The 19,142-nt window shown below is 70.9% G+C and carries 21 protein-coding genes; 10 read left to right on the top strand and 11 right to left on the bottom strand.

Annotation, left to right across the window (positions count from 1 at the left end; all coding sequences use genetic code 11):
* Nucleotides 1-45 precede the first annotated feature (45 nt).
* Together OG285_RS29485 and OG285_RS29480 are read right to left on the bottom strand one after the other, a co-directional pair.
* On the bottom strand, nucleotides 46-417 hold the full coding sequence (locus tag OG285_RS29485; RefSeq protein WP_371792685.1) for a hypothetical protein: 372 nt from the start codon (nucleotides 415-417) through the stop codon (nucleotides 46-48).
* On the bottom strand, nucleotides 378-836 hold the full coding sequence (locus OG285_RS29480; protein ID WP_371792684.1) for an ATP-binding protein: 459 nt from the start codon (nucleotides 834-836) through the stop codon (nucleotides 378-380). The genes OG285_RS29485 and OG285_RS29480 overlap by 40 nt, the downstream gene beginning before the upstream one ends.
* A gap of 202 nt (nucleotides 837-1,038) precedes the next feature.
* On the opposite strand from OG285_RS29480, the gene OG285_RS29475 reads away from it, so the two are divergent.
* The 3 genes from OG285_RS29475 (at nucleotide 1,039) to OG285_RS29465 (ending at nucleotide 3,049) form a co-directional block, all read left to right on the top strand.
* Nucleotides 1,039-1,899 (top strand): helix-turn-helix transcriptional regulator, encoded by an 861-nt coding sequence (locus tag OG285_RS29475; RefSeq protein WP_356829677.1) that lies wholly within the window; start codon nucleotides 1,039-1,041, stop codon nucleotides 1,897-1,899.
* On the top strand, nucleotides 1,899-2,135 hold the full coding sequence (locus OG285_RS29470) for a DUF397 domain-containing protein (protein WP_328316635.1): 237 nt from the start codon (nucleotides 1,899-1,901) through the stop codon (nucleotides 2,133-2,135). Before OG285_RS29475 ends, OG285_RS29470 begins: the two co-directional genes overlap by 1 nt.
* Nucleotides 2,136-2,242: 107 nt before the next feature.
* Nucleotides 2,243-3,049 (top strand): SAM-dependent methyltransferase, encoded by an 807-nt coding sequence (locus OG285_RS29465; RefSeq protein WP_356829679.1) that lies wholly within the window; start codon nucleotides 2,243-2,245, stop codon nucleotides 3,047-3,049.
* 61 nt (nucleotides 3,050-3,110) lie between these two features.
* On the opposite strand, the gene OG285_RS29460 is transcribed toward OG285_RS29465, so the two are convergent.
* From OG285_RS29460 to OG285_RS29445, 4 genes are all read right to left on the bottom strand, one after another.
* Nucleotides 3,111-3,740 (bottom strand): MBL fold metallo-hydrolase, encoded by a 630-nt coding sequence (locus OG285_RS29460; RefSeq protein WP_356829681.1) that lies wholly within the window; start codon nucleotides 3,738-3,740, stop codon nucleotides 3,111-3,113.
* Nucleotides 3,740-4,825, bottom strand: coding sequence for an S-(hydroxymethyl)mycothiol dehydrogenase (locus tag OG285_RS29455; RefSeq protein ID WP_356829683.1), 1,086 nt, complete (start codon nucleotides 4,823-4,825; stop codon nucleotides 3,740-3,742). The genes OG285_RS29460 and OG285_RS29455 overlap by 1 nt, the downstream gene beginning before the upstream one ends.
* A gap of 39 nt (nucleotides 4,826-4,864) precedes the next feature.
* The gene (locus OG285_RS29450; protein WP_356829685.1) at nucleotides 4,865-6,307 is read right to left on the bottom strand and encodes an amino acid permease; all 1,443 of its coding nucleotides are present in this window, start codon (nucleotides 6,305-6,307) and stop codon (nucleotides 4,865-4,867) included.
* A gap of 126 nt (nucleotides 6,308-6,433) precedes the next feature.
* Nucleotides 6,434-7,135, bottom strand: a complete 702-nt coding sequence (locus OG285_RS29445; RefSeq protein WP_356829687.1) for a FadR/GntR family transcriptional regulator — start codon at nucleotides 7,133-7,135, stop codon at nucleotides 6,434-6,436.
* 152 nt (nucleotides 7,136-7,287) lie between these two features.
* Between OG285_RS29445 and OG285_RS29440 the strand changes: the two genes are divergently transcribed.
* The 4 genes from OG285_RS29440 (at nucleotide 7,288) to OG285_RS29425 (ending at nucleotide 11,169) form a co-directional block, all read left to right on the top strand.
* Nucleotides 7,288-7,797 carry a gluconokinase gene (locus tag OG285_RS29440; RefSeq protein ID WP_356829689.1) on the top strand — a complete coding sequence of 170 codons (510 nt, stop codon included), beginning with the start codon at nucleotides 7,288-7,290 and terminating at the stop codon, nucleotides 7,795-7,797.
* Between the two features lie 97 nt (nucleotides 7,798-7,894).
* Nucleotides 7,895-9,289, top strand: a complete 1,395-nt coding sequence (locus OG285_RS29435) for a gluconate:H+ symporter (RefSeq protein ID WP_356829691.1) — start codon at nucleotides 7,895-7,897, stop codon at nucleotides 9,287-9,289.
* An 87-nt stretch (nucleotides 9,290-9,376) separates the two neighbouring features.
* Nucleotides 9,377-10,144 carry an SDR family oxidoreductase gene (locus tag OG285_RS29430; RefSeq protein ID WP_371792683.1) on the top strand — a complete coding sequence of 256 codons (768 nt, stop codon included), beginning with the start codon at nucleotides 9,377-9,379 and terminating at the stop codon, nucleotides 10,142-10,144.
* The gene (locus tag OG285_RS29425; protein ID WP_371792682.1) at nucleotides 10,144-11,169 is read left to right on the top strand and encodes an L-idonate 5-dehydrogenase; all 1,026 of its coding nucleotides are present in this window, start codon (nucleotides 10,144-10,146) and stop codon (nucleotides 11,167-11,169) included. Before OG285_RS29430 ends, OG285_RS29425 begins: the two co-directional genes overlap by 1 nt.
* A gap of 42 nt (nucleotides 11,170-11,211) precedes the next feature.
* Here OG285_RS29425 and OG285_RS29420 read toward each other — a convergent pair whose 3' ends face one another.
* The 4 genes from OG285_RS29420 to OG285_RS29405 form a co-directional block, all read right to left on the bottom strand.
* On the bottom strand, nucleotides 11,212-11,856 hold the full coding sequence (locus OG285_RS29420; RefSeq protein WP_371792681.1) for a cytochrome b/b6 domain-containing protein: 645 nt from the start codon (nucleotides 11,854-11,856) through the stop codon (nucleotides 11,212-11,214).
* Complete coding sequence (locus tag OG285_RS29415) at nucleotides 11,798-12,463, bottom strand: molybdopterin-dependent oxidoreductase (protein ID WP_371793648.1); 666 nt, start codon at nucleotides 12,461-12,463, stop codon at nucleotides 11,798-11,800. Before OG285_RS29415 ends, OG285_RS29420 begins: the two co-directional genes overlap by 59 nt.
* A 122-nt stretch (nucleotides 12,464-12,585) precedes the next feature.
* Complete coding sequence (locus OG285_RS29410) at nucleotides 12,586-14,139, bottom strand: APC family permease (protein ID WP_356829699.1); 1,554 nt, start codon at nucleotides 14,137-14,139, stop codon at nucleotides 12,586-12,588.
* A 26-nt stretch (nucleotides 14,140-14,165) separates the two neighbouring features.
* Nucleotides 14,166-15,152, bottom strand: a complete 987-nt coding sequence (locus OG285_RS29405; protein ID WP_356829701.1) for a hypothetical protein — start codon at nucleotides 15,150-15,152, stop codon at nucleotides 14,166-14,168.
* 145 nt (nucleotides 15,153-15,297) lie between these two features.
* Here OG285_RS29405 and OG285_RS29400 point away from each other — a divergent pair, with 145 nt between their 5' ends.
* On the top strand, nucleotides 15,298-15,720 hold the full coding sequence (locus OG285_RS29400; protein ID WP_356829703.1) for an ASCH domain-containing protein: 423 nt from the start codon (nucleotides 15,298-15,300) through the stop codon (nucleotides 15,718-15,720).
* 48 nt (nucleotides 15,721-15,768) lie between these two features.
* On the opposite strand, the gene OG285_RS29395 is transcribed toward OG285_RS29400, so the two are convergent.
* Complete coding sequence (locus tag OG285_RS29395) at nucleotides 15,769-17,442, bottom strand: FAD-binding dehydrogenase (RefSeq protein WP_371792680.1); 1,674 nt, start codon at nucleotides 17,440-17,442, stop codon at nucleotides 15,769-15,771.
* A 159-nt stretch (nucleotides 17,443-17,601) separates the two neighbouring features.
* Here OG285_RS29395 and OG285_RS29390 point away from each other — a divergent pair, with 159 nt between their 5' ends.
* A complete protein-coding gene (locus OG285_RS29390; protein ID WP_371792679.1) occupies nucleotides 17,602-18,489 on the top strand; it encodes a DMT family transporter in 888 nt (295 codons plus the stop codon).
* Nucleotides 18,486-19,022 carry an NUDIX domain-containing protein gene (locus OG285_RS29385; protein WP_356829709.1) on the top strand — a complete coding sequence of 179 codons (537 nt, stop codon included), beginning with the start codon at nucleotides 18,486-18,488 and terminating at the stop codon, nucleotides 19,020-19,022. Before OG285_RS29390 ends, OG285_RS29385 begins: the two co-directional genes overlap by 4 nt.
* Nucleotides 19,023-19,142: the final 120 nt, after the last annotated feature.

Below are 19,142 nucleotides of genomic sequence, written 5' to 3'. Positions count from 1 at the left end.
CCTCCTGCGTACCGGGGGCACTCCCGCGGCCGGTCCGGACAGGGATCAGGCCCACTCCGGCACTTCACCCATGAGCTGGCACACCATGAGGTAGAGCGGGATCGGCGGGGTGTAGGGCAGGGAGTCCCCGGGCCAGTGGAGCAGCCGGGGACGGGCCGCCGGCACATAGGCGCCGGGGGCGTAGCGCACCCGGTCCGGCCAGGCGAGTTCGTGGTCGGAACCGGCAGGGACGATCCACCACCACCAGTCGTCGTCCGCGAAGACGCAGCCGGGCTTGGGCAGCCTCGCCAGGAGCCGGAAGCCGTGGTGTTCGGGCACACCGACCGCGTCGCAGCCGAGCGGTGTCGAGAGAGTGGGGACGCGCGCGAGCGCATTCCTCAGCACGGCCGCCCCGCGCGGCACTCCAGCTCCGCCCACACCAGCCGTCCTGGCCCGTGCGCGGCGTCGCGGACGCCCCAGGCGCTGCTGACGGCGTCGACCAGCAGCAGTCCGCGGCCGTGCTCCCCCTGCGGCGAACGGCAGAGCTGCGGGCCTGCGGCGGCGTGTCCCTGGTCCTGTATCGCGATGCGCAACTGGCCTCTGTCGTCCCGCAGTTCGCAGGCGATGTGGTCACCTGCCGTGTGGACGACCGCGTTGGTGACCAGCTCCGAGACGATCAGCAGCGCGGTGTCGCTGGCGTCCTCCGAGAAGTCCCAGCAGGCGAGCCGGTTCCGGGTCAGGCGGCGGGCGCGGGCCACGGAATCGGTACGTGCCGGTAATTCGAAGGCGTACCGCCGTACGTCGCTGCCGGGGCACTGGTCGATGAGCTGGGGGATGAGCGCGGTGCCTGGAGCCACAGCCGAAATCCTTACGGTGGGGTACCGCGACTGCCGCACCATCCCCCATGGGTATGCGCCAGTCGCGTGAGCTGGTTCGCCCGTCTACTCTCCTCCGTAACGGACACCTTGGCAAGAGGCACTTTGGAAAGTTCAGAGTGGCATTTCACTGATCGGGCGGGCATGGCACACTGCTGGACAACTGCCCAAGTGGAGGTCTCAGTTGAGTGAGCCGCGGTCCGCCCCGACCGTTGGCCAGGTCGTGCTCGGTAAGCGCCTGCAGGAACTGCGCGAGCGAGCCGGTCTGAGTCGCGAACAGGCTGCCAAAGTGCTCAGGGTCGCCCAGGCCACCATCCGCCGGATGGAGACCGCCGAGGTGGCGCTGAAGATCCCCTATGTGCAGTTACTGCTGAAGGCGTACGGGATCAGTGAGGCCGAGAACGATGCCTTCGTCGAGCTCGCCGAGGAGGCCAACCAGCCCGGCTGGTGGCAGCGGTTCCACGGGATCCTGCCCGACTGGTTCAGCATGTACGTCAGCCTGGAGGGCGCTGCCTCGCTCATCAGGCAGTACGAGCCGCACTTCGTACCCGGTGTGCTGCAGACCGAGGAGTACGCGCGCGCGGTCATGCTGAGCGGCGCCGTCGGCGAGACCAGCCCCGAGGACATCGAGCGGCATGTCGCGCTGCGGATGGAGCGGCAGTCCCTGCTGACACGGCCCAACGCACCGACGCTCTGGGTCGTGATGGACGAGACGGTGCTGCGGCGGCACGCGGGCGGCCGCGACGTCATGCGGGGCCAGATCGACCGCCTGCTGCGAGCGGCCGAGCTGCCGCATGTCACGCTGCAGATCGCGGAGTTCTCCACCGGTCACCATCCGGGGACCTATGGCCCCTTCGTCCTCTTCCGTTTCGCAATGCCCGAACTTCCCGACATGGTCTACAGCGAGTACCTGACCGGCGCCGTCTATCTGGACGCGCGTCCCGAGGTGGCTGCCCACCTCGAGGTCATGGACCGCATGGCGGCTCAGGCCGCAACTGCACAACGCACGAAGGAGATCCTCAAGGATTTCCGCAAGGAGCTGTAATGGATCGCATATACAACGGCATGCCTGCCGCGGACCTCGGCGCCGAGGGCTGGCACAAGCCGTGGAGCGGCGGTAACGGCGGCAACTGCATCGAGGCCATGAAGCTGGCCGACGGCAGGGTCGCCGTACGCCAGTCCGCCGACCCTGAAGGCCCCGCACTCATCTACTCCACCGGCGAGATCGCCGCGTTCATCCAGGGGGCGAAGTCCGGTCAGGCCGACTTCCTCCTGACCTGACCTGACCAGACCTGGCCTGGCCTCACCGGACCGGACCAGTAGCTTTGCCCGTCGTCGTTTGCCCGTTGTCATTGCCGCCGTTGTCCGACTGCCAACTGGAGCGTCCCGTGACCGGATCAGAGCCAGCGCACGTCCAGATCGACACCAGCAAGCCGCATCCCGCCCGGATGTACGACTGGTTCCTGGGCGGCAAGGACAACTATCCGGTCGACCAGGAGATGGCCGAGCAGCTCCTCGCCCTCGACCCGCGGGGCAAGGAGATGGCACGGGTCAACCGGGCGTTCATGCACCGCGCGACCCGCTGTCTGGCGGAGAGCGGCATCCGCCAGTTCCTGGACGTCGGGACGGGTATACCGACCGAACCCAACCTGCACCAGATCGCTCAGCGGTCGGCGCCGGACTCCCGCGTCGTCTACTGCGACAACGACCCGATCGTGCTGGCACACGCCGCGGCGCTGCTGCGCTCCACGCCCGAGGGCGCGACCGACTACATCCAGGCGGACGCCCGGGAGCCCTCCACCATCCTGGAGGCGGCGGGCAAGCTCCTGGACTTCGGCCGGCCGGTCGCGCTCTCGCTGGTGGCCCTGCTGCACTTCGTCGCGGACGAGGACGCGGACGAGCTGGTGAACCGCATGATGGAGCCGCTGGCGCCGGGCAGCTACCTCGTTCTCTCGCACATCACCGGGGAGTTCGACCCGGAGAGGTCGGCGAAGGCCGTCGAGATGTACCGGGCCCGCGGTCTGACCCTGCGGCCCCGGTCGCGTGCGGAGACCGCGCGGTTCTTCGAGGGCTTCGAACTCCTCGAACCCGGGGTCTCGCTGGCCGCCGAGTGGCGACCCGAACTCGGTGAGCGGGTGCCGGTCGCCGGCGACGACCCGATCCCCGGCTGGGTGGGCGTCGCCCGCAAGCCCTGAACCCGCCGGGTGCTCCGGAAGAACGCCGGACCGGCTGCCTTCCGGAGCACCCGCGGCGGTATCAGCTGTCCTGCGCCAGCCACTCCGGCAGGCCGGGAGCCTCTGCGCCGATCGTGGTGGAGTCGCCGTGGCCGGTGCGGACCACGGTCTGCGGGTCCAGCGTCAGCAGCCGGTCCCGGATGGACGCGACGATCGTCGGGTGGTCCGAGAACGACCGCCCGGTCGCACCGGGGCCGCCCTGGAACAGCGTGTCGCCGGTGAAGACCGTGGCCAGGCCGGGGGCGTGCAGACAGACCGCGCCCGGCGCGTGGCCCGGCGTGTGCAGCACCGTCAGCACGGTCCCCGCCACCGTCAGGATCTGCCCGTCCTGGAGCTCGCCGTCCGGCAGGCGGTCGGGGTGGGTCATCCGCCACAGCGGCAGATCGTCCGGGTGCAGCAGGACGGGCGCCCCGGTCGCCGCGGCCAGTGCGGGCGCCGCGTCGATGTGGTCGTTGTGCGCGTGCGTGCAGACGATGGCGCGCAGCGTACGGCCGTCCAGGGCGGCCTCGATCGCGGCGGCGTCATGGGCGGCGTCGATGACGATCGCCTCGCTGTCGTCGCCGACGATCCAGACGTTGTTGTCGACGTCCCAGCTGCCGCCGTCGAGCGAGAACGTGCCGGAGGTGACGAGATGGTCGATACGGGCCGCCATCAGAACTCCACCACCGAGCGCAGCACATCGCCGTCGGCCATCCGCCCGAATGCCTTCTCGACCTCGTCGAGCCCGATCTTCTCGGTGACGAAGGCTCCGAGGTCGATCCGGCCCTGCTGGTGCAGATCGACGAGCATCGGGAAGTCGCGGGAGGGCAGGCAGTCCCCGTACCAGGAGGACTTGAGCGACCCGCCGCGGCCGAAGACGTCGAGGAGCGGGAGTTCCAGCTTCATCTCCGGCGTCGGGACGCCGACCAGGACGACGGTCCCCGCCAGGTCGCGGGCGTAGAACGCCTGCTGGTACGTCTCGGGGCGGCCGACCGCCTCGATCACCACGTCGGCGCCGAAGCCGCCGGTGAGCTCCCTGATGGCCTCTACGGGGTCCGCGGTGCGCGAGTTGACGGTGTGGGTGGCGCCCATCCGCCGCGCGGTCGCGAGCTTCTTGTCGTCGATGTCGACGGCGATGATCTTCGCGGCCCCGGCGAGCCGGGCCCCGACGACGGCCGCGTCGCCGACGCCGCCGCAGCCGATGACCGCCACCGAGTCGCCGCGGCCGACCTGTCCGGTGTTGATGGCGGCGCCGATCCCCGCCATCACTCCGCAGCCGAGCAGACCGGCGACGGCCGGGGAGACGGCCGGGTCGACCTTGGTGCACTGGCCGGAGGCGACCAGGGTCTTCTCGGCGAAGGCACCGATGCCCAGCGCCGGGGAGAGCTCAGTCCCATCGGCCAGGGTCATCTTCTGCTTCGCGTTGTGCGTGTCGAAGCAGTACTGCGGCCTGCCGCGCAGACAGGCCCGGCACTGCCCGCACACGGCGCGCCAGTTGAGGATCACGAAGTCACCCGGGGCGACGTCGGTGACGCCCTCGCCGACCGACTCCACGACTCCGGCCGCCTCGTGGCCGAGCAGGAACGGGAAGTCGTCGTTGATCCCGCCCTGCTTGTAGTGGAGATCCGTGTGACAGACCCCGCAGGCCTGGATCTTCACCACGGCCTCGCCGGGCCCCGGGTCCGGGACCAGGATCGTCTCCACGCGGACGGGTTGGTTCCTGCCGGGGGCCACGACCCCTTGGACCTGCTGTGTCATGCCGTCAACAGCCTTCCTGAAACCGAGCGGTAAGGGGCCTCAGTCTTCCAGGCCCTGGCGCTCGGCGGCGACGGACGCGACCCGTCCGCGCACCACGAACCAGCCGCCGACGAGTGCGGCGGCGATCAGCGGCAGGCACTCGACGGTGGTGCGGCCCACTCCCCCGCCCCACCACATCAGGAACGCGACGGCGACCAGGAAGCAGAGGGTGACGATCTGGGTGTACGGCGCCCACGGCAGCCGGTAGGCGGGGCGGGTGACCCGGCCCTCCTTCGAGCGCTGCCAGAAGAGCAGCGAGCAGAGCATGACCATGCCCCAGGTGCCGAGGATGCCGATGGAGGCGAAGTTGAGGACGATCTCGAAGGCCTTGCCGGGGACCAGGTAGTTGAGGACGACGCCCAGCACCCCGAAGCCCGCAGTGAGCAGGATGCCGCCGTAGGGCACCTGGCCCTTGTTCATCCGGCCGGTGAAGCGCGGGGCGGAGCCGGAGAGCGCCATCGAGCGCAGGATACGGCCGGTGGAGTACAGGCCCGAGTTGAGGCTGGAGAGCGCCGCGGTCAGGACGACCAGGTTCATCACGCCGGCCGCGCCGGGGACGCCGATCTTCGAGAGCACCGTGACGAACGGGCTCTCGCCGTCGGAGTAAGCGGTGTACGGAAGCAGCAGGGCCAGCAGCACGACGGAGCCGACGTAGAAGATGCCGACCCGCCACATGATCGAGTTGATCGCCTTGGGGATGATCTTCCCGGGGTTCTCGGTCTCGCCCGCGGCGACGCCGCACAGCTCGACGGACGCGTAGGCGAAGACGACGCCCTGGATCACCAGCAGCATGGGCATCACGCCCTTGGGGAAGAGACCGCCGTGGTCACCGATGGTGGTGATCCCGGGGGTGTGCCCGTCGACCGAGTGCTGGGTGACCAGCAGATAGATGCCGATGCACATGAAGGCGACCAGTGCGGCGACCTTGATGATCGAGAACCAGAACTCCGTCTCGCCGAAGTACTTCACCGAGATGAGGTTGGCGGTGAGGACGAGGGCCAGGGCCACGAGCGCGCAGACCCACTGCGGGACCGAGCTGAACATCGACCAGAAGTGGGCGTAGGTGGCGGCGGCCGTGATGTCGGCGACCGCGGTGGTCGACCAGTTGAGGAAGTAGAGCCAGCCCGCGGTGTAGGCGCCCTTCTCCCCCATGAACTCACGTGCGTAGCTGACGAAGGCGCCGGACGAAGGGCGGTAGAGGACGAGTTCGCCCAGGGCCCGTACGACGAAGAAGGCGAAGGCTCCGCAGACCGCGTAGGCGATGGCGAGCGAGGGGCCGGCACCTGCCATCCGGCCGCCGGCGCCGAGGAAGAGGCCGGTGCCTATGGCCCCGCCGATGGCGATCATGTTGATGTGGCGGGACTTCAGGTCTTTGCTGTAGCCCTCGTCACCGGCATCGACGTGCGGAGAGGGTTCTGCCGCGGTGAGGGTGCGGTCAGTCATAGGTTGCGTCGCCTTACGTGGGGGAGGTGGCGGCCGATCACGATCAAGGCGTTAGCGTAAACGGGGCGTGTCGGGCGCGAGAACCGAATGAAATCTATGTCACAAAAACGTTTGGAACAGTTCCGGTCAGGGCGCCAGGACGTCGAGCTCCTTCAGTGCGCCGACCGCGATCTCTCTGGTCAACTCCTCCGCCCGGTCGGCATTGCCTTCCCTTACGGCCTCCGCCACTTGCACGTGCAAGGTAACGGCGGCCGGGTCGGGATCGTCGAACATCACCTGGTGCTCCGTACGCCCGGCGAGCACCTCGGCGACCACGTCGCCGAGCCGGGCGAACATCTCGTTCCCCGATCCGCGCAGAACAAGCCGGTGGAAGGCGATGTCGTGCACCAGATACGCGGCCAGCCGGTGGCCGCGGGACGTGGCGACCATGCCGAGCGCCTGCTCGGTGAGGGCGGCGCACTGCGCGGCGGTGGCGTGCCGGGCCGCGAGCCCGGCGGCGACCGGCTCCACGGAGTACCGCAGGACGGTCAGCGAGCGGAGCTGGCGGGACCGGTCGGCGCCGGCCAGCCGCCACCGGATGACCTGCGGGTCGTAGACGTTCCACTCCTCGGTGGGGCGCACGGTCACACCGACCCGGCGCCGGGACTCGACCAGGTGCATCGACTCCAGGACGCGGACGGCCTCGCGGATCACCGTGCGGGAGACGTCGAAGCGCCGGGCCAGTTCGTCGGTGCGCAGCACGCTGCCCGGCGGGTACTCCCCCGAGGTGATCGAGGGGCCGAGGTTTTCCAGCACGTGGGCGTGCAGCCCCGGGCCCTGAGTGGTCATGGCATCACCCTACGGGGCATCCCTGAGACCCATTAAGTATGACTTTTAAGTCACAGACTCTTGAATAAGTCGTACCTAATGGGTTTCAGTAGCGCGACGGATCCATGTCGCCCCGTCGAAGTCATGTCGAAGAGGACAGCGAGGCACCACCGATGAGCACCCCCCGAGTCGTAGTCCTGATGGGCGTGGCAGGGACCAGCAAGACCACGATCGGTCCGCTGCTCTCCGCCGCACTGGGCGTTCCGTACGCAGAGGGGGATGACTTCCACCCCGCCGCGAACATCGCCAAGATGTCGGCCGGCACGGCCCTCGAGGACGCCGACCGGTGGCCGTGGCTCGACGCGATCGGCCGCTGGGCGCACGAGCGCGCCGACCGGGGCGGGGTGGTCAGCTGCTCCGCGCTCAAGCGCTCCTACCGCGACCGGCTGCGGGCCGAGGCGCCCGGCGTCGTCTTTCTGCACCTGACCGGCGACCGGGAGCTGATCGAGCAGCGGATGGCGGAGCGCAAGGGGCACTTCATGCCCACCGCGCTCCTCGACTCGCAGTTCGCCACGCTCCAGCCGCTGGGCCGGGACGAGGCGGGCGCCGCCGTCGACATCTCCGGGACCCCCGAGGACATCACCGGGCGGGCCGTGGCCGCACTGCACGGCATCGGCCAGTAGCACCACCGTCACGCCGTACCGCTCACCGCACGACGGACACCTGCCTGACGAACCACCGCATGACGAACCACCGCCTCACGAACCGAAGGAATCCACCGTGTCCAGTCTCAGTGTCGAGATGCTGGCAGCGGACGCAGCGCCGATATCGTCGGCCGGCCATGCCCAGCTGGGGATCGCCGTCCTCGCGGGCATCGCCGTCATCGTCCTGCTCATCACGAAGACCAAGCTCCACGCGTTCCTGTCGCTGACCATCGGATCGCTCGTCCTGGGAGCGGTCGCGGGTGCTCCGCTCGACAAGGTCATCACCAGCTTCACCTCGGGGCTCGGTGACACCACCGCGAGTGTGGGTGTCCTGATCGCGCTCGGTGCCATCCTCGGCAAGCTCCTCGCGGACTCCGGCGGCGCCGACCAGATCGTCGACACCATCCTCGCGAAGGCGAGCCGGCGCAGCATGCCGTGGGCGATGGTGCTGATCGCGGCGATCGTCGGTCTGCCGCTCTTCTTCGAGATCGGCATCGTGCTGCTGATCCCGGTGGTCCTCCTGGTCGCCAAGCGCGGCAACTTCTCGCTGATGCGGATCGGTATCCCGGCGCTGGCCGGCCTGTCCGTGATGCACGGTCTGATACCGCCGCACCCCGGGCCGCTGGTGGCCATCGCAGCCGTGCACGCCAACCTCGGTGTGACGCTCGCGCTCGGTGTCCTGGTGGCCGTCCCCACCGTGGTCATCGCCGGTCCGGTCTTCTCCCGGTACGCGGCCCGCTGGGTGGACATCCAGGCGCCCGACCGGATGGTGCCGGAGCGCCCCTCGGAGGACCTGGCGAAGCGGCCCGGTTTCGGTGCCACCGTGGCGACCGTGCTGCTGCCCGTCGTGCTGATGCTGGCCAAGGCGCTCGTCGACATCGTGATCGACGATCCCGCGGACACGGTCCAGCGTGCGTTCGACGTCATCGGCTCGCCCCTGATCGCTCTGCTGGCCGCGGTACTCGTCGCCATGTTCACGCTCGGCCGGGCCGCCGGATTCAGCAAGGGGCGGATGTCGGAGACCGTCGAGAAGTCCCTCGCCCCGATCGCGAGCGTGCTGCTGATCGTCGGCGCGGGCGGCGGGTTCAAGCAGACCCTGATCGACTCGGGTGTGGGTCAGATGGTGCTGGACATCTCCAAGGACTGGTCGATCCCGGCGCTGCTGCTGGCCTGGCTGATCGCCGTGGTGATGCGCCTGGCGACCGGCTCCGCCACGGTGGCGACCGTGTCCGCCGCCGGTCTGGTCGCACCCCTCGCCGCGGACATGTCGACGGCACACGTGGCGCTGCTGGTACTCGCCATCGGCGCGGGCTCGCTCTTCTTCAGCCATGTGAACGACGCGGGATTCTGGCTGGTGAAGGAGTACTTCGGGATGGATGTCGGCCAGACGATCAAGACCTGGTCGGTCATGGAGACCATCATTTCGGTGGTCTCCATGATCTTCATCCTGCTGCTCTCACTCGTTGTCTAGTGCCCCGGCACCAGTAAGAACACGGAGTACGGGGCCACGGAGCAGCAGGCCCGCCGGCCGCCGCCCGCATCGGAGAGGACACACCTCATGCCACATCCGCTGTTCGAGATCGGCGGCCGTACGGCGCTGGTCACCGGGGCCGGCAGGGGCATCGGCCACGCGCTCGCCCGCGGTCTGCTGGAGGCGGGCTGCACCGTCGTCATCAACGGCCGGGACGAGGACCGGCTGAAGGCGGCCGCCGCCGCGCTCGCGGACGCCGGGGGCACGGTGCTCACCGCCGCCTTCGACGTCACCGACGGGCCCTCGGTCGCCGCCGGGATCGCCGCGGCCGAGGAGCAGGCGGGCCCGCTGGACATCCTGGTCAACAACGCGGGGATGCAGCTGCGTGCTCCACTGCTCGACTTCGCCGACGCCGACTGGCACCGCATCGTGGACACCAACCTCACCAGTGCCTTTCTGGTGGGTCGCGAGGCCGCCCGGCGGATGGTCCCCCGCGGCCACGGGAAGATCATCAACATCTGTTCGCTGCAGAGCGAGGTGGTGCGCCCCGGCATCGCTCCGTACGCGGCCACCAAGGGCGCCCTGAAGATGCTCACCAAGGGCATGTGCGCGGACTGGGGGCAGCACGGCATCCAGGTCAACGGTCTGGGCCCCGGCTACATCGAGACCGAGCTGACCCGGCCGCTGGTGGAGGACGAGGAGTTCAGCTCCTGGGTGCGCGGCCGTACCCCGGCCGGTCGCTGGGGGCGTACCGAGGACCTGGTGGGCGGTGTGCTCTACCTCGCCTCACCGGCCGCGGACTTCGTGAGCGGCCAGATCCTGTACGTCGACGGCGGAATGACGAGTGTGCTGTGATGCGCGGATGTGTGATCCACGGAGCGGGTGACCTGCGGGTCGAGGAGCTGCCCGAGCCGGTGGCCGGACCCGGCCGGGCCGTCGTCGCGGTGCGGTACGGCGGAGTGTGCGGCTCGGATCTGCACTACTGGCGGCACGGCGGGGTCGGTGACTTCCTTCTCAGCGAGCCGATGGTGCTGGGGCACGAGGTCGTCGGCACCGTGGTCGCGTACGGCGAGGGGGCGGACGGCCCCGCGCCGGGCACGCAGGTGGCGGTGCACCCCGCGACACCGTGCGGCGCGTGCCCGGAGTGCCTGGACGGGCGGGCCAACGTCTGCCGGGACACCCGCTATCTGGGCAGCGCGGCCCGTACGCCGCACGTGCAGGGCGGGTTCGCGGCCCGGATCGCGGTCCCGGCCGGCCAGCTGAGGGCCCTTCCGGCGGGCCTCGGACTGCGCAGGGCCGCACTGGCCGAGCCACTGTCGGTCGCGCTGCACGCGGTGCGCCGGGCCGGTCCCGTCGAGGGCCGGCACGTCCTGGTCACGGGTGCGGGGCCGATCGGCGCCCTGGTGGTGGCGGCGCTGCGGGCCGCGGGCGCCGCGGCCGTCACGGTCACCGACCTGCTGCCGAGGGCCCTGGAGTTCGCGGCCGCCGCGGGCGCGACGACGCTCGTACGGGCCGGCGACCCGGCGGATCCCGGTCTGCCGGAGGAGGTGGACACGGCGATCGAGGCCTCCGGGTCGGCAGCCGGTCTGGACACCTGTCTGCGGTCGGTGCGGCGGGGCGGGGCCGTCGTACAGCTGGGAATGCTGCCTCCGGGCATGAGCCCGTTCGCCGGAAACCTGGTGGTGAGCCGCGAGATCGAACTGCGCGGGGCGCTCCGCTTCGACGTGGAGTTCGACGGGGCGATCGAGCTGCTGGCCCGGGAGGACTCCTTCGACGCACTGGTCAGTGCGGTGGTGCCGGTGGAGCAGGCCGTGGAGGCGTTCGCCCTCGCCGCGGACCGGTCGCGGTCCTGCAAGGTCCTGCTGGACTTCGGCGCCTAGGGTATTCGGTCCGGGTCAGCCGGAGACCCCGGGCGCCGCGCCTCACTGCTCGTCCAGCCACCGCGGGTGCTCCCGCCGTGCCCAGCCGCGCCCGACCCATCCGGTCCGCATCCCCCGCCTGGCCTCCGGGTCGCCGAGCGCCATCCCGATGTGCCCGGCGACCACGATGCCGACGGCGAGAGCCAGCCAGTCGTGGATGAAGGTGGCGCTCGTCCGCCAGACCAGCGGTGCCAGGTGCGTGAACCACATCAGCAGCCCGGTCCCGAGCATCACCAGCGCGGCGCCCGCGATCCACCCCGCGTAGATCTTCTGGCCGCCGTTGAACTTGCCCGCCGTGCGCGGGGATCCGTCCCTGCGCAGCGCCGACCGGAGCCAGGCGCGGTCGTACGGCGCGAAGCGGTTGAGGCGGCCCAGGTCCGCCCGCAGCGCGCGCGAGACCAGGCCGAGCAGGACCGGCACCGGCAGCAGCACCCCGGACCACTCGTGGACGGTGACCACCAGATAGCGGCGGCCGACGAGTTCCGCGAGCTGCGGGATGTACAGGCAGCCGGCCGACGCGATGCACACCAGCATCAGGGCCGACGTCGTGCGGTGCACCCATCGCACCGGCCGGGTGAAGCGGCGCAGGTCAGACCGTGGGGTGGTCGTCGCGTCCGTTGGACTTGCCGACCCAGGCGTCGATGTCATAGCCCCGCTCCTCCCAGTAACCGCGTCGCACGTCACTGGTGACGGTGATCCCGGACAGCCATTTCGCGGACTTGTAGAAGTACATGGGCGCGACGTAGAGCCGGACCGGGCCGCCGTGGTTGTGGCTCACCGGCGCGTCCTGCATCCGCAGCGCCACCAGGACGTCAGCACGGCGCGCCTGGTCCAGGGTGAGGCTCTCGCTGTACGCGCCGTCGAAGCAGGTGAAGCGGACGGCACCGGCCCCGGGCCGCACGCCCGCCGCGTCGAGCAGCCGGGAGAGCCGGACGCCCTCGAAGGGGGTCCCGGGCACCCGCCAGCCGGTGACGCACTGCACATCGCGCACCAGCCTGGTCTGCGGCAGCCTGCGCAGTGAGCCGAGGGTGTACGTGGCGGGCCGCTCGACCATGCCGTCCACGGTGAGCCGGTAGGTGCCGGCGTCCTTGCGGGGCACCGACGAGGTGACCGAGTAGTAGCGGAATCCGCCGCCGTTGGGCAGCAGACCGGTCAGGCCGGTGGGGTCCTTGCCCGCGACCGTCCCCAGCGCCGAGTCGACCCCGCGCTGGATGTAGGGCGCGGTGACGAGCCCCGCGGCGCCCAGGCCGAGCATGCCGAGGACCAGACGGCGGCCGACCGGCGCGCCGTCCTGATCGGATGGTTCTGGTTTCACCCAACGATTCGAGCACTCGCGGCCGCCAGAAGCCAGCGGCCGCGGGTGCCGTCAGGATTCCGTCATATCTCCGCGGCGACTCCGGCCCGCGCCTCGGCGGCCTTGTCGAGCTGGAACGCCTCGTTGCCGAGCCCGATCCGGGCGTGCACCTCCGGCCGGCCCGAGCGCAGCACCAGTCCGTAGACCAGCCCGCCGAGCAGCGCGAGGCCGATGATGCCGGGCAGCAGCCAGCTCAGTACGGAGCCGGGGCCCGCGCCGACCAGCACGTCGAAGTCCTTGACCGTCATGAAGGCGATGCTGAGCAGGGCGAGGCAGGCGAGCCCGGACGCGGTCAGCCGCCAGATCTGCGCGCGGACCGCCCCGCGCCGGCCGAAGAAGGCGATGACCGCGACCGACGCGGCGGCCATCAGCAGGATGATGCCGAGGGCGCCGATGTTCCCCATCCAGGTGAAGAGGTGCAGGACGGGCGCCGTCGGGTCGCCGTGCGGCTTGCTGTCGGTCACCGCGAAGGCGATGACGACGACGAGGGAGATCACGGTCTGGAGCAGCGACCCGATGCCGGGTGCGCCGCTGGACTTGTTGGTACGGCCGAAGGCGGCGGGCAGCAGTCCTTCGCGGCCCATCGCGAAGGCGTAGCGGGCGACCACGTTGTGGAAGCTGAGCATGGCGGCGAACATGCCGGTGACGAAGAGGACGTGCAGTACGTCGGTGAAGGACTTGCCGAGCACCCCCTCGCTGAGGCCGAAGAGCAGTCCGGGGCCGAGCTTGCCCGCCCGGGCACTGATCGCCGACGGGCCGGCGGCCACGGTCAGCGCCCAGGAGCTGAGGGCGAAGAACAGCGCGACGAAGCCGACGCCGAGGAACATCACCCGGCGGACGACCACCTGCGGCCTGCTGGTCTCCTCGGCGTACACGGGGGCCTGTTCGAAGCCGACGAAGGCGGCGATGCAGAAGCAGAGGGCGGTTCCGAAGCCCGCTCCGGTGAGGGTGCCGGGGTTGAAGGCGTGCAGCGAGAGCCCTTCCGCGGCGGGGTTCGCGACCGAGGCGATGTCGAAGATCACCACGAGGGCGCACTCGATGAGCAGCAGCACCCCGAGGACCTTCGCGTTGAGGTCGATCTTCAGCCAGGACAGCACCCCGACGACCACGACGGCCGCCAGCGCCGGTATCCACCAGGCCAGTTCGGTGCTCAGGTAGGTGTCGAAGAGGCCGGAGACCTCGAAGCCGAAGATGCCGTAGATGCCGACCTGCATGGCGCTGTAGGCGACCAGGGCGACGAAGGAGGCACTCGCACCGGCGGTGGCGCCGAGGCCGCGGGCGATGTACGCGTAGAAGGCCCCGGCGTTGTGGACGTGCCGGCTCATCTCCGCGTAACCGACGCTGAACAGCGCCAGGACGACCGCCAGGATGACGTAGAGGATCGGCTGCCCGACGATCCCCATCAGACCGAAGATCGTGGGCATGACACCCGCGACGACCATCAGGGGAGCACTGGCCGCGAGCACGGAGAGCAGCAGCCCCGCCGTCCCCAGACGGCCGGCGCGCAACGCCTGGTCCTGGCCCTTGAACGTGCTGATCTCGTTGATCTCGCTCGTGCTCGAACTGCCCGGCGGCATGGCGGGTCGGTCCCTTCGGTGAGGAGTTAGACGGAGCCGAGCGCGGCACCGCGCGCGGCGCTGAACGCCTGGTACGGGTCCCGGTCGGGGTACGCCCAGGGGGCTGGCGTGATGTGCTCTCCGATGCGGTGGAACAGCGCGGCGGCCTCCGCCGGCCGGCCCTCGCAGAACTTCGCGTGGGCCAGGAAGTTGAGGTCGATGCGATTGCGCGGATGGTCCTCGCGCTCCCACTCCAGCCACCAGTCGAAGGCGGCCTTCATCACCTGTCGGGCCCGCCGGCCCGTCCAGTGCGCGGAGCGTGCGGGATCGCCCGGTTCGCTGCCCGCGGTGGCGAGCACCCGGTAGCGCTCCGCGTGGGCCACCACCGGCAGCACCGCGAGCGGCGAGTCGGCGGGCGCCTGTTCGGCCGCCCAGGCCGCGAAGTCGTACACCTCGTGGAGGGGGTCCTGGCCGGCTTCCGGATGGCGCTCGGCGAGCCGCGCCGCCATCAGGTGGTGGGCGTGGTGGTGCTCGGGGTGGCGTGAGCGCACCTCGTCGAAGAGGCGGCTGACCTCCTCCTCGGTACCCCGGCTGCGGGCCAGGATCAGCAGACCGAGCCAGGGCGTGGGGTCCGACGGCGCCATCCGGGCAGCGGCCCGGCAGGCCTCCCTGGCCGCGCCCTCCTCCTCGACGCCGGCCCGGCCGGTCCTGGCCGCCTTTCCGGACCTGCCGTCCTTGCCCCGGAGCGACCGCAGGACGGTGGCGCAGGCCAGCAGGGCGGCGGCGTCCGCGCTCTCCGGCTCGGCGAGCAGCCAGTCCTCCGCCCAGGCCACCGATCCCGCGCCCTCGGCGAGTACGACCAGACGGTGGCCCCGGCGGTCCCAGTCGTCGGCGGTCGCGGTGAGCAGCGAACTGACGCTGCCCCAGCGGCCCTGGGCCAACTGGGTTCTCGCTTCGGCGAGTTCGACATCGTCGAGTGCCGGGTCGGCGAGCTGGCCGGCCCGTCTTCGGGAGCGGCCGAGGAGAGGGGGCATCCGCGGGGTTCCTCAGGGCGCCGGGGGCAATGATCACGCACAGCAAACCGGTATTGATGGCTCCACGTCAAGGCCGTACGGGCGCCACCCCCTCCTCAACTCCCCTTGCGCCGCCATGTTTTACCCGTGTGCGTACGCTGGTGCCATGACCGGTCCCGAGCCTCTCAAGCCCCTGCTTTTCGCCTTCCCCGGCCCGCTCCGCGATCAGCTCGTCGACTCCGTGCTGCGCGGGGAGAAGGTCTCGACCAGCGGGTTGCTCGCCGAGTACGAGGCGGAGCAGGAGGAACTGCCTCCCGTCGGCGAGCGCTCCGCGCTGATCGACTCGGACGGCCGCGAGGTCGCGGTGGTCGAGCTCACCGGGGTCCTGGTCCTGCGGCTGGGGGACGTCGGGCTCCAGCACGCGCTGGACGAGGGCGAGGGATACGCATCGGTCGCCGAGTGGCGCGCCGGGCACGAGCGGTTCTGGCACGGGGACGAGATGCGGGAGGCGCTGCGGGACCCGGAGTTCACCGTGGACGACGACACGATGATCGTGGCCGAGAGGTTCCGGGTGGTGGAACGGCTGTAGGGCGGGCGCCCCGGACAGCCCTCCGGGCCCCGCCACCGCTCAGCCCGCTCATCCCACCGCCCGGGCCGCCGCCCGCCCGGCGATCCGCCCGGAGTAGATGCAGCCGCCCAGGAACGTGCCCTCCAGCGACCGGTAGCCGTGCACCCCGCCCCCGCCGAACCCGGCGGCCTCCCCCGCCGCGTACAGACCGGGCACGGGCCGGCCCCGGTCCGGGCCGGCGCCCGGCTCGGCGACGACCCGCGACGACAGGTCCGTCTCCAGGCCGCCCAGCGACTTGCGGGTCAGGATGTGCAGTTTCACCGCGATCAGCGGCCCCGCGGCGGGGTCCAGGATCCGGTGCGGCGCTGCCGTACGGATGAGTTTGTCGCCCAGGTAGTTCCGGGCGCCGCGGACCGCCATCACCTGGAGGTCCTTGGTGAAGGGGTTACTGATCTCCCGGTCGCGGGCGACGATCTCCCGGCGCAGCCCGGCCTCGTCGATCAGCGGCTGGTCGGTGAGCGCGTTCATCCCCCGCACCAGCGACGCGAGGTCCTTCTCGACGACGAAGTCCGCGCCGTTGTCCATGAAGGCCCTGACCGGCGCGGGTACGTCGGCCCGCGCCCGCCCGATGACGTCACGGACGGACTTCCCGGTCAGGTCCGGGTTCTGCTCGGAGCCCGAGAGCGCGAACTCCTTGCCGATGATGCGCTGGTCGAGGACGAACCAGGTGTGGTCGTGGCCCGACTTCATGATGTGGTCGAGCGTGCCCAGGGTGTCGAAGCCGGGGAAGAGCGGCACCGGCAGGCGTTTGCCGCGTGCGTCGAACCAGAGCGACGAGGGCCCCGGCAGGATGCGGATGCCGTGCTTCGCCCAGATCGGGTTCCAGTTCTGGATGCCCTCGGTGTAGTGCCACATCCGGTCCCGGTTGATCTGGCTGCCGCCGGCGGCCTCCGTGATGCCCAGCATCAGCCCGTCCACATGGGCGGGCACCCCCGACAGCATGTGGGCGGGCGGGGTGCCGAGCCGCTCCGGCCACTGCGCCCGTACGAGGTCGTGGTTGCCGCCGATCCCGCCGGAGGTGACGATGACCGCCTGCGCCCGGTAGCTGAACTCGCCGGTGACCGTACGGCTGCTCGCGGTGCCCCGCTCGGCCCCGCTCTCCTCCAGCACCTCGCCGGTCACCGTGTCGACCGCGCCGGCGCTGCGGGCGAGGCCGGTCACCCGGTGGCGGAACCTGAGCTGCACCAGGCCGCGCGCCACACCGGCCCGCACCCGGCGTTCGAAGGGCGCGACGACACCGGGCCCGGTCCCCCAGGTGATGTGGAAGCGGGGCACCGAGTTGCCGTGGCCCGTCGCGTCGTACCCGCCGCGCTCCGCCCAGCCGACGACCGGGAAGAAGCGCATCCCCTGGGCGTGCAGCCAGGCCCGCTTCTCGCCCGACGCGAAGTCGACGTACGCCTCGGCCCACTGCCGCGGCCAGTGGTCCTCCGGCCGGTCGAAACCGGCGGTGCCGAGCCAGTCCTGCATCGCCAGCTCGTGACTGTCCTTGATGCGGAAGCGCCGCTGTTCGGGCGAGTCGACGAAGAAGAGACCGCCGAAGGACCAGTGCGCCTGCCCGCCGGCCGACTGCTCGGGTTCCTGGTCGAGGAGGATCACCTTCTTCCCCGCGTCCACCAGCTCGGCGGTGGCCACCAGACCGGCCAGACCGGCCCCGATCACGATCACGTCAGCGTCGTCCGCCATGAGCCCCATCCCTGCCAGGTTACTTGTGGGTCACATCTTCAGTTCGTCCCGAAGCTGCGTCAACCGTCCCGTTCGGTGCACTCAACGGGTACAGGTGCCCCTCCAAGCGCTATCGTCGCCAGCATCCCGCCCCCTCTGGCCGGTCTTGAGGTTGATCACGTGTCGGTACTCGTCGTCGCGCTCTCCGTGGGCGCGGCCTGCTGTCTCGGCTTCGGTTTCGTGCTCCAGCAGAGAGCGGCGCGGCACGCCCCGATGAAGGACTTCCTCTCCTTCCGGCTGCTGCTCGACCTGGTGCGGGTGCCGCTCTGGCTGGGCGGCATCGGCCTCATGGTCTGCGGCATGGTGCTGGGCGCCCTGGCACTCGGCCAGGGCGAGATCTCCCTGGTCGAACCACTGCTCGCGACGAACCTGCTCTTCGCCATGGCGCTCTCCCGGCACCAGACCGGGCAGCCGCTGGGACGGCAGGGCTGGGGCGGTCTCGCGCTGCTGGCGGGCGGTGTCGCGGTCTTCATCCTGGCGGGCCAGCCGAAGGCCGGTGCCGCGTCGGTGGACGAGCTGCGGCACTGGCTGATCATCGGCGCGGTGGCCGGTACCGCGATGCTCCTGGCGTTCTGCGCCAAACGGACCCGGCTGACCGTGGGGCCCGCGCTCCTCGCACTCGGCGCGGGGCTGCTGTACGGGCTCCAGGACGCCCTGACCCGGGTCAGCGGACAGCATCTGGAGCACGGCGGCTGGGCGGGGCTCGTGAGCGGCTGGGAGGTGTACGCCGTGATCGTGCTCGGCGTCACCGGCCTGGTCCTGGTCCAGAGCGCCTTCGAGGCCGCGCCGCTGCGCAGTTCGCTGCCCGCGCTCACCGCCGCACAGCCGCTCGCGGGCATCGTATGCGGCGTGGGCTTCCTCGGCGACCGGCTGCACACCGATACCGGAGCCCTGGCCTGGGAGTCGGCCGGGCTGGCGGCGATCGTCGTGGGGATCATCCTCCTGGGGCGGCATCCGGCGATGCCCTCCGGCTCGGCGCGGGCGCCGCGCGAGAAGATGGCCGCATGACCGCTGCACACCCCGTACCCCCCGCTTCCCCCGCCGACGAGATCCTCGATGTGGTCGACGCGTCCGACCAGGTGACCGGGCAGGCCCCGCGGGGCGAGGTGTACGCGAAGGGGCTGCTGCACCGCTGCGTCTTCGTCCTCGCCCGGGACGCCGAGGACCGGATCTTCGTCCACCGGCGGACCCCGGTGAAGCTGGTCTTCCCCTCGCTGTACGACATGTTCGTCGGCGGGGTGGTCGGCGCGGGCGAGTCCTACGACGCGGCGGCGCTGCGGGAGGCCGAGGAGGAGCTCGGCGTCTCGGGGCTGCCCGCGCCCGTACCGCTCTTCAAGTTCCTGTACGAGGGCCCCGGGCAGGGCTGGTGGTCCTGGGTCTACGAGGTGCGCTGCACACTTCCGGTGAATCCCCAGGTGGAGGAGGTCGCCTGGCACGGCTTCCTCTCCGACGAGGAGCTGGCGCTCCGTATCGGCAGCTGGGAGTGGGTGCCCGACGGCCTCGCCGCGTACCGCCGCCTGACCGCTCCGCGCCCGCGGTGACGGCGGCCCGCCGGCCTCCGCGGCGGGCCGCCGGGTCGGCGTGCGGCATGCCGGCGCGAGGACCGTCCGGGCATCGGGGAGCCCGCGGACCCGGCGTGCCGGCGGATCCGCGGTGCCCGC

Source organism: Streptomyces sp. NBC_01471, from assembly GCF_041438865.1.
Lineage (GTDB): Bacteria > Actinomycetota > Actinomycetes > Streptomycetales > Streptomycetaceae > Streptomyces.
Note: the sequence above shows the minus strand (reverse complement) of the source record. Positions and strands in the feature narration are given on the sequence as shown.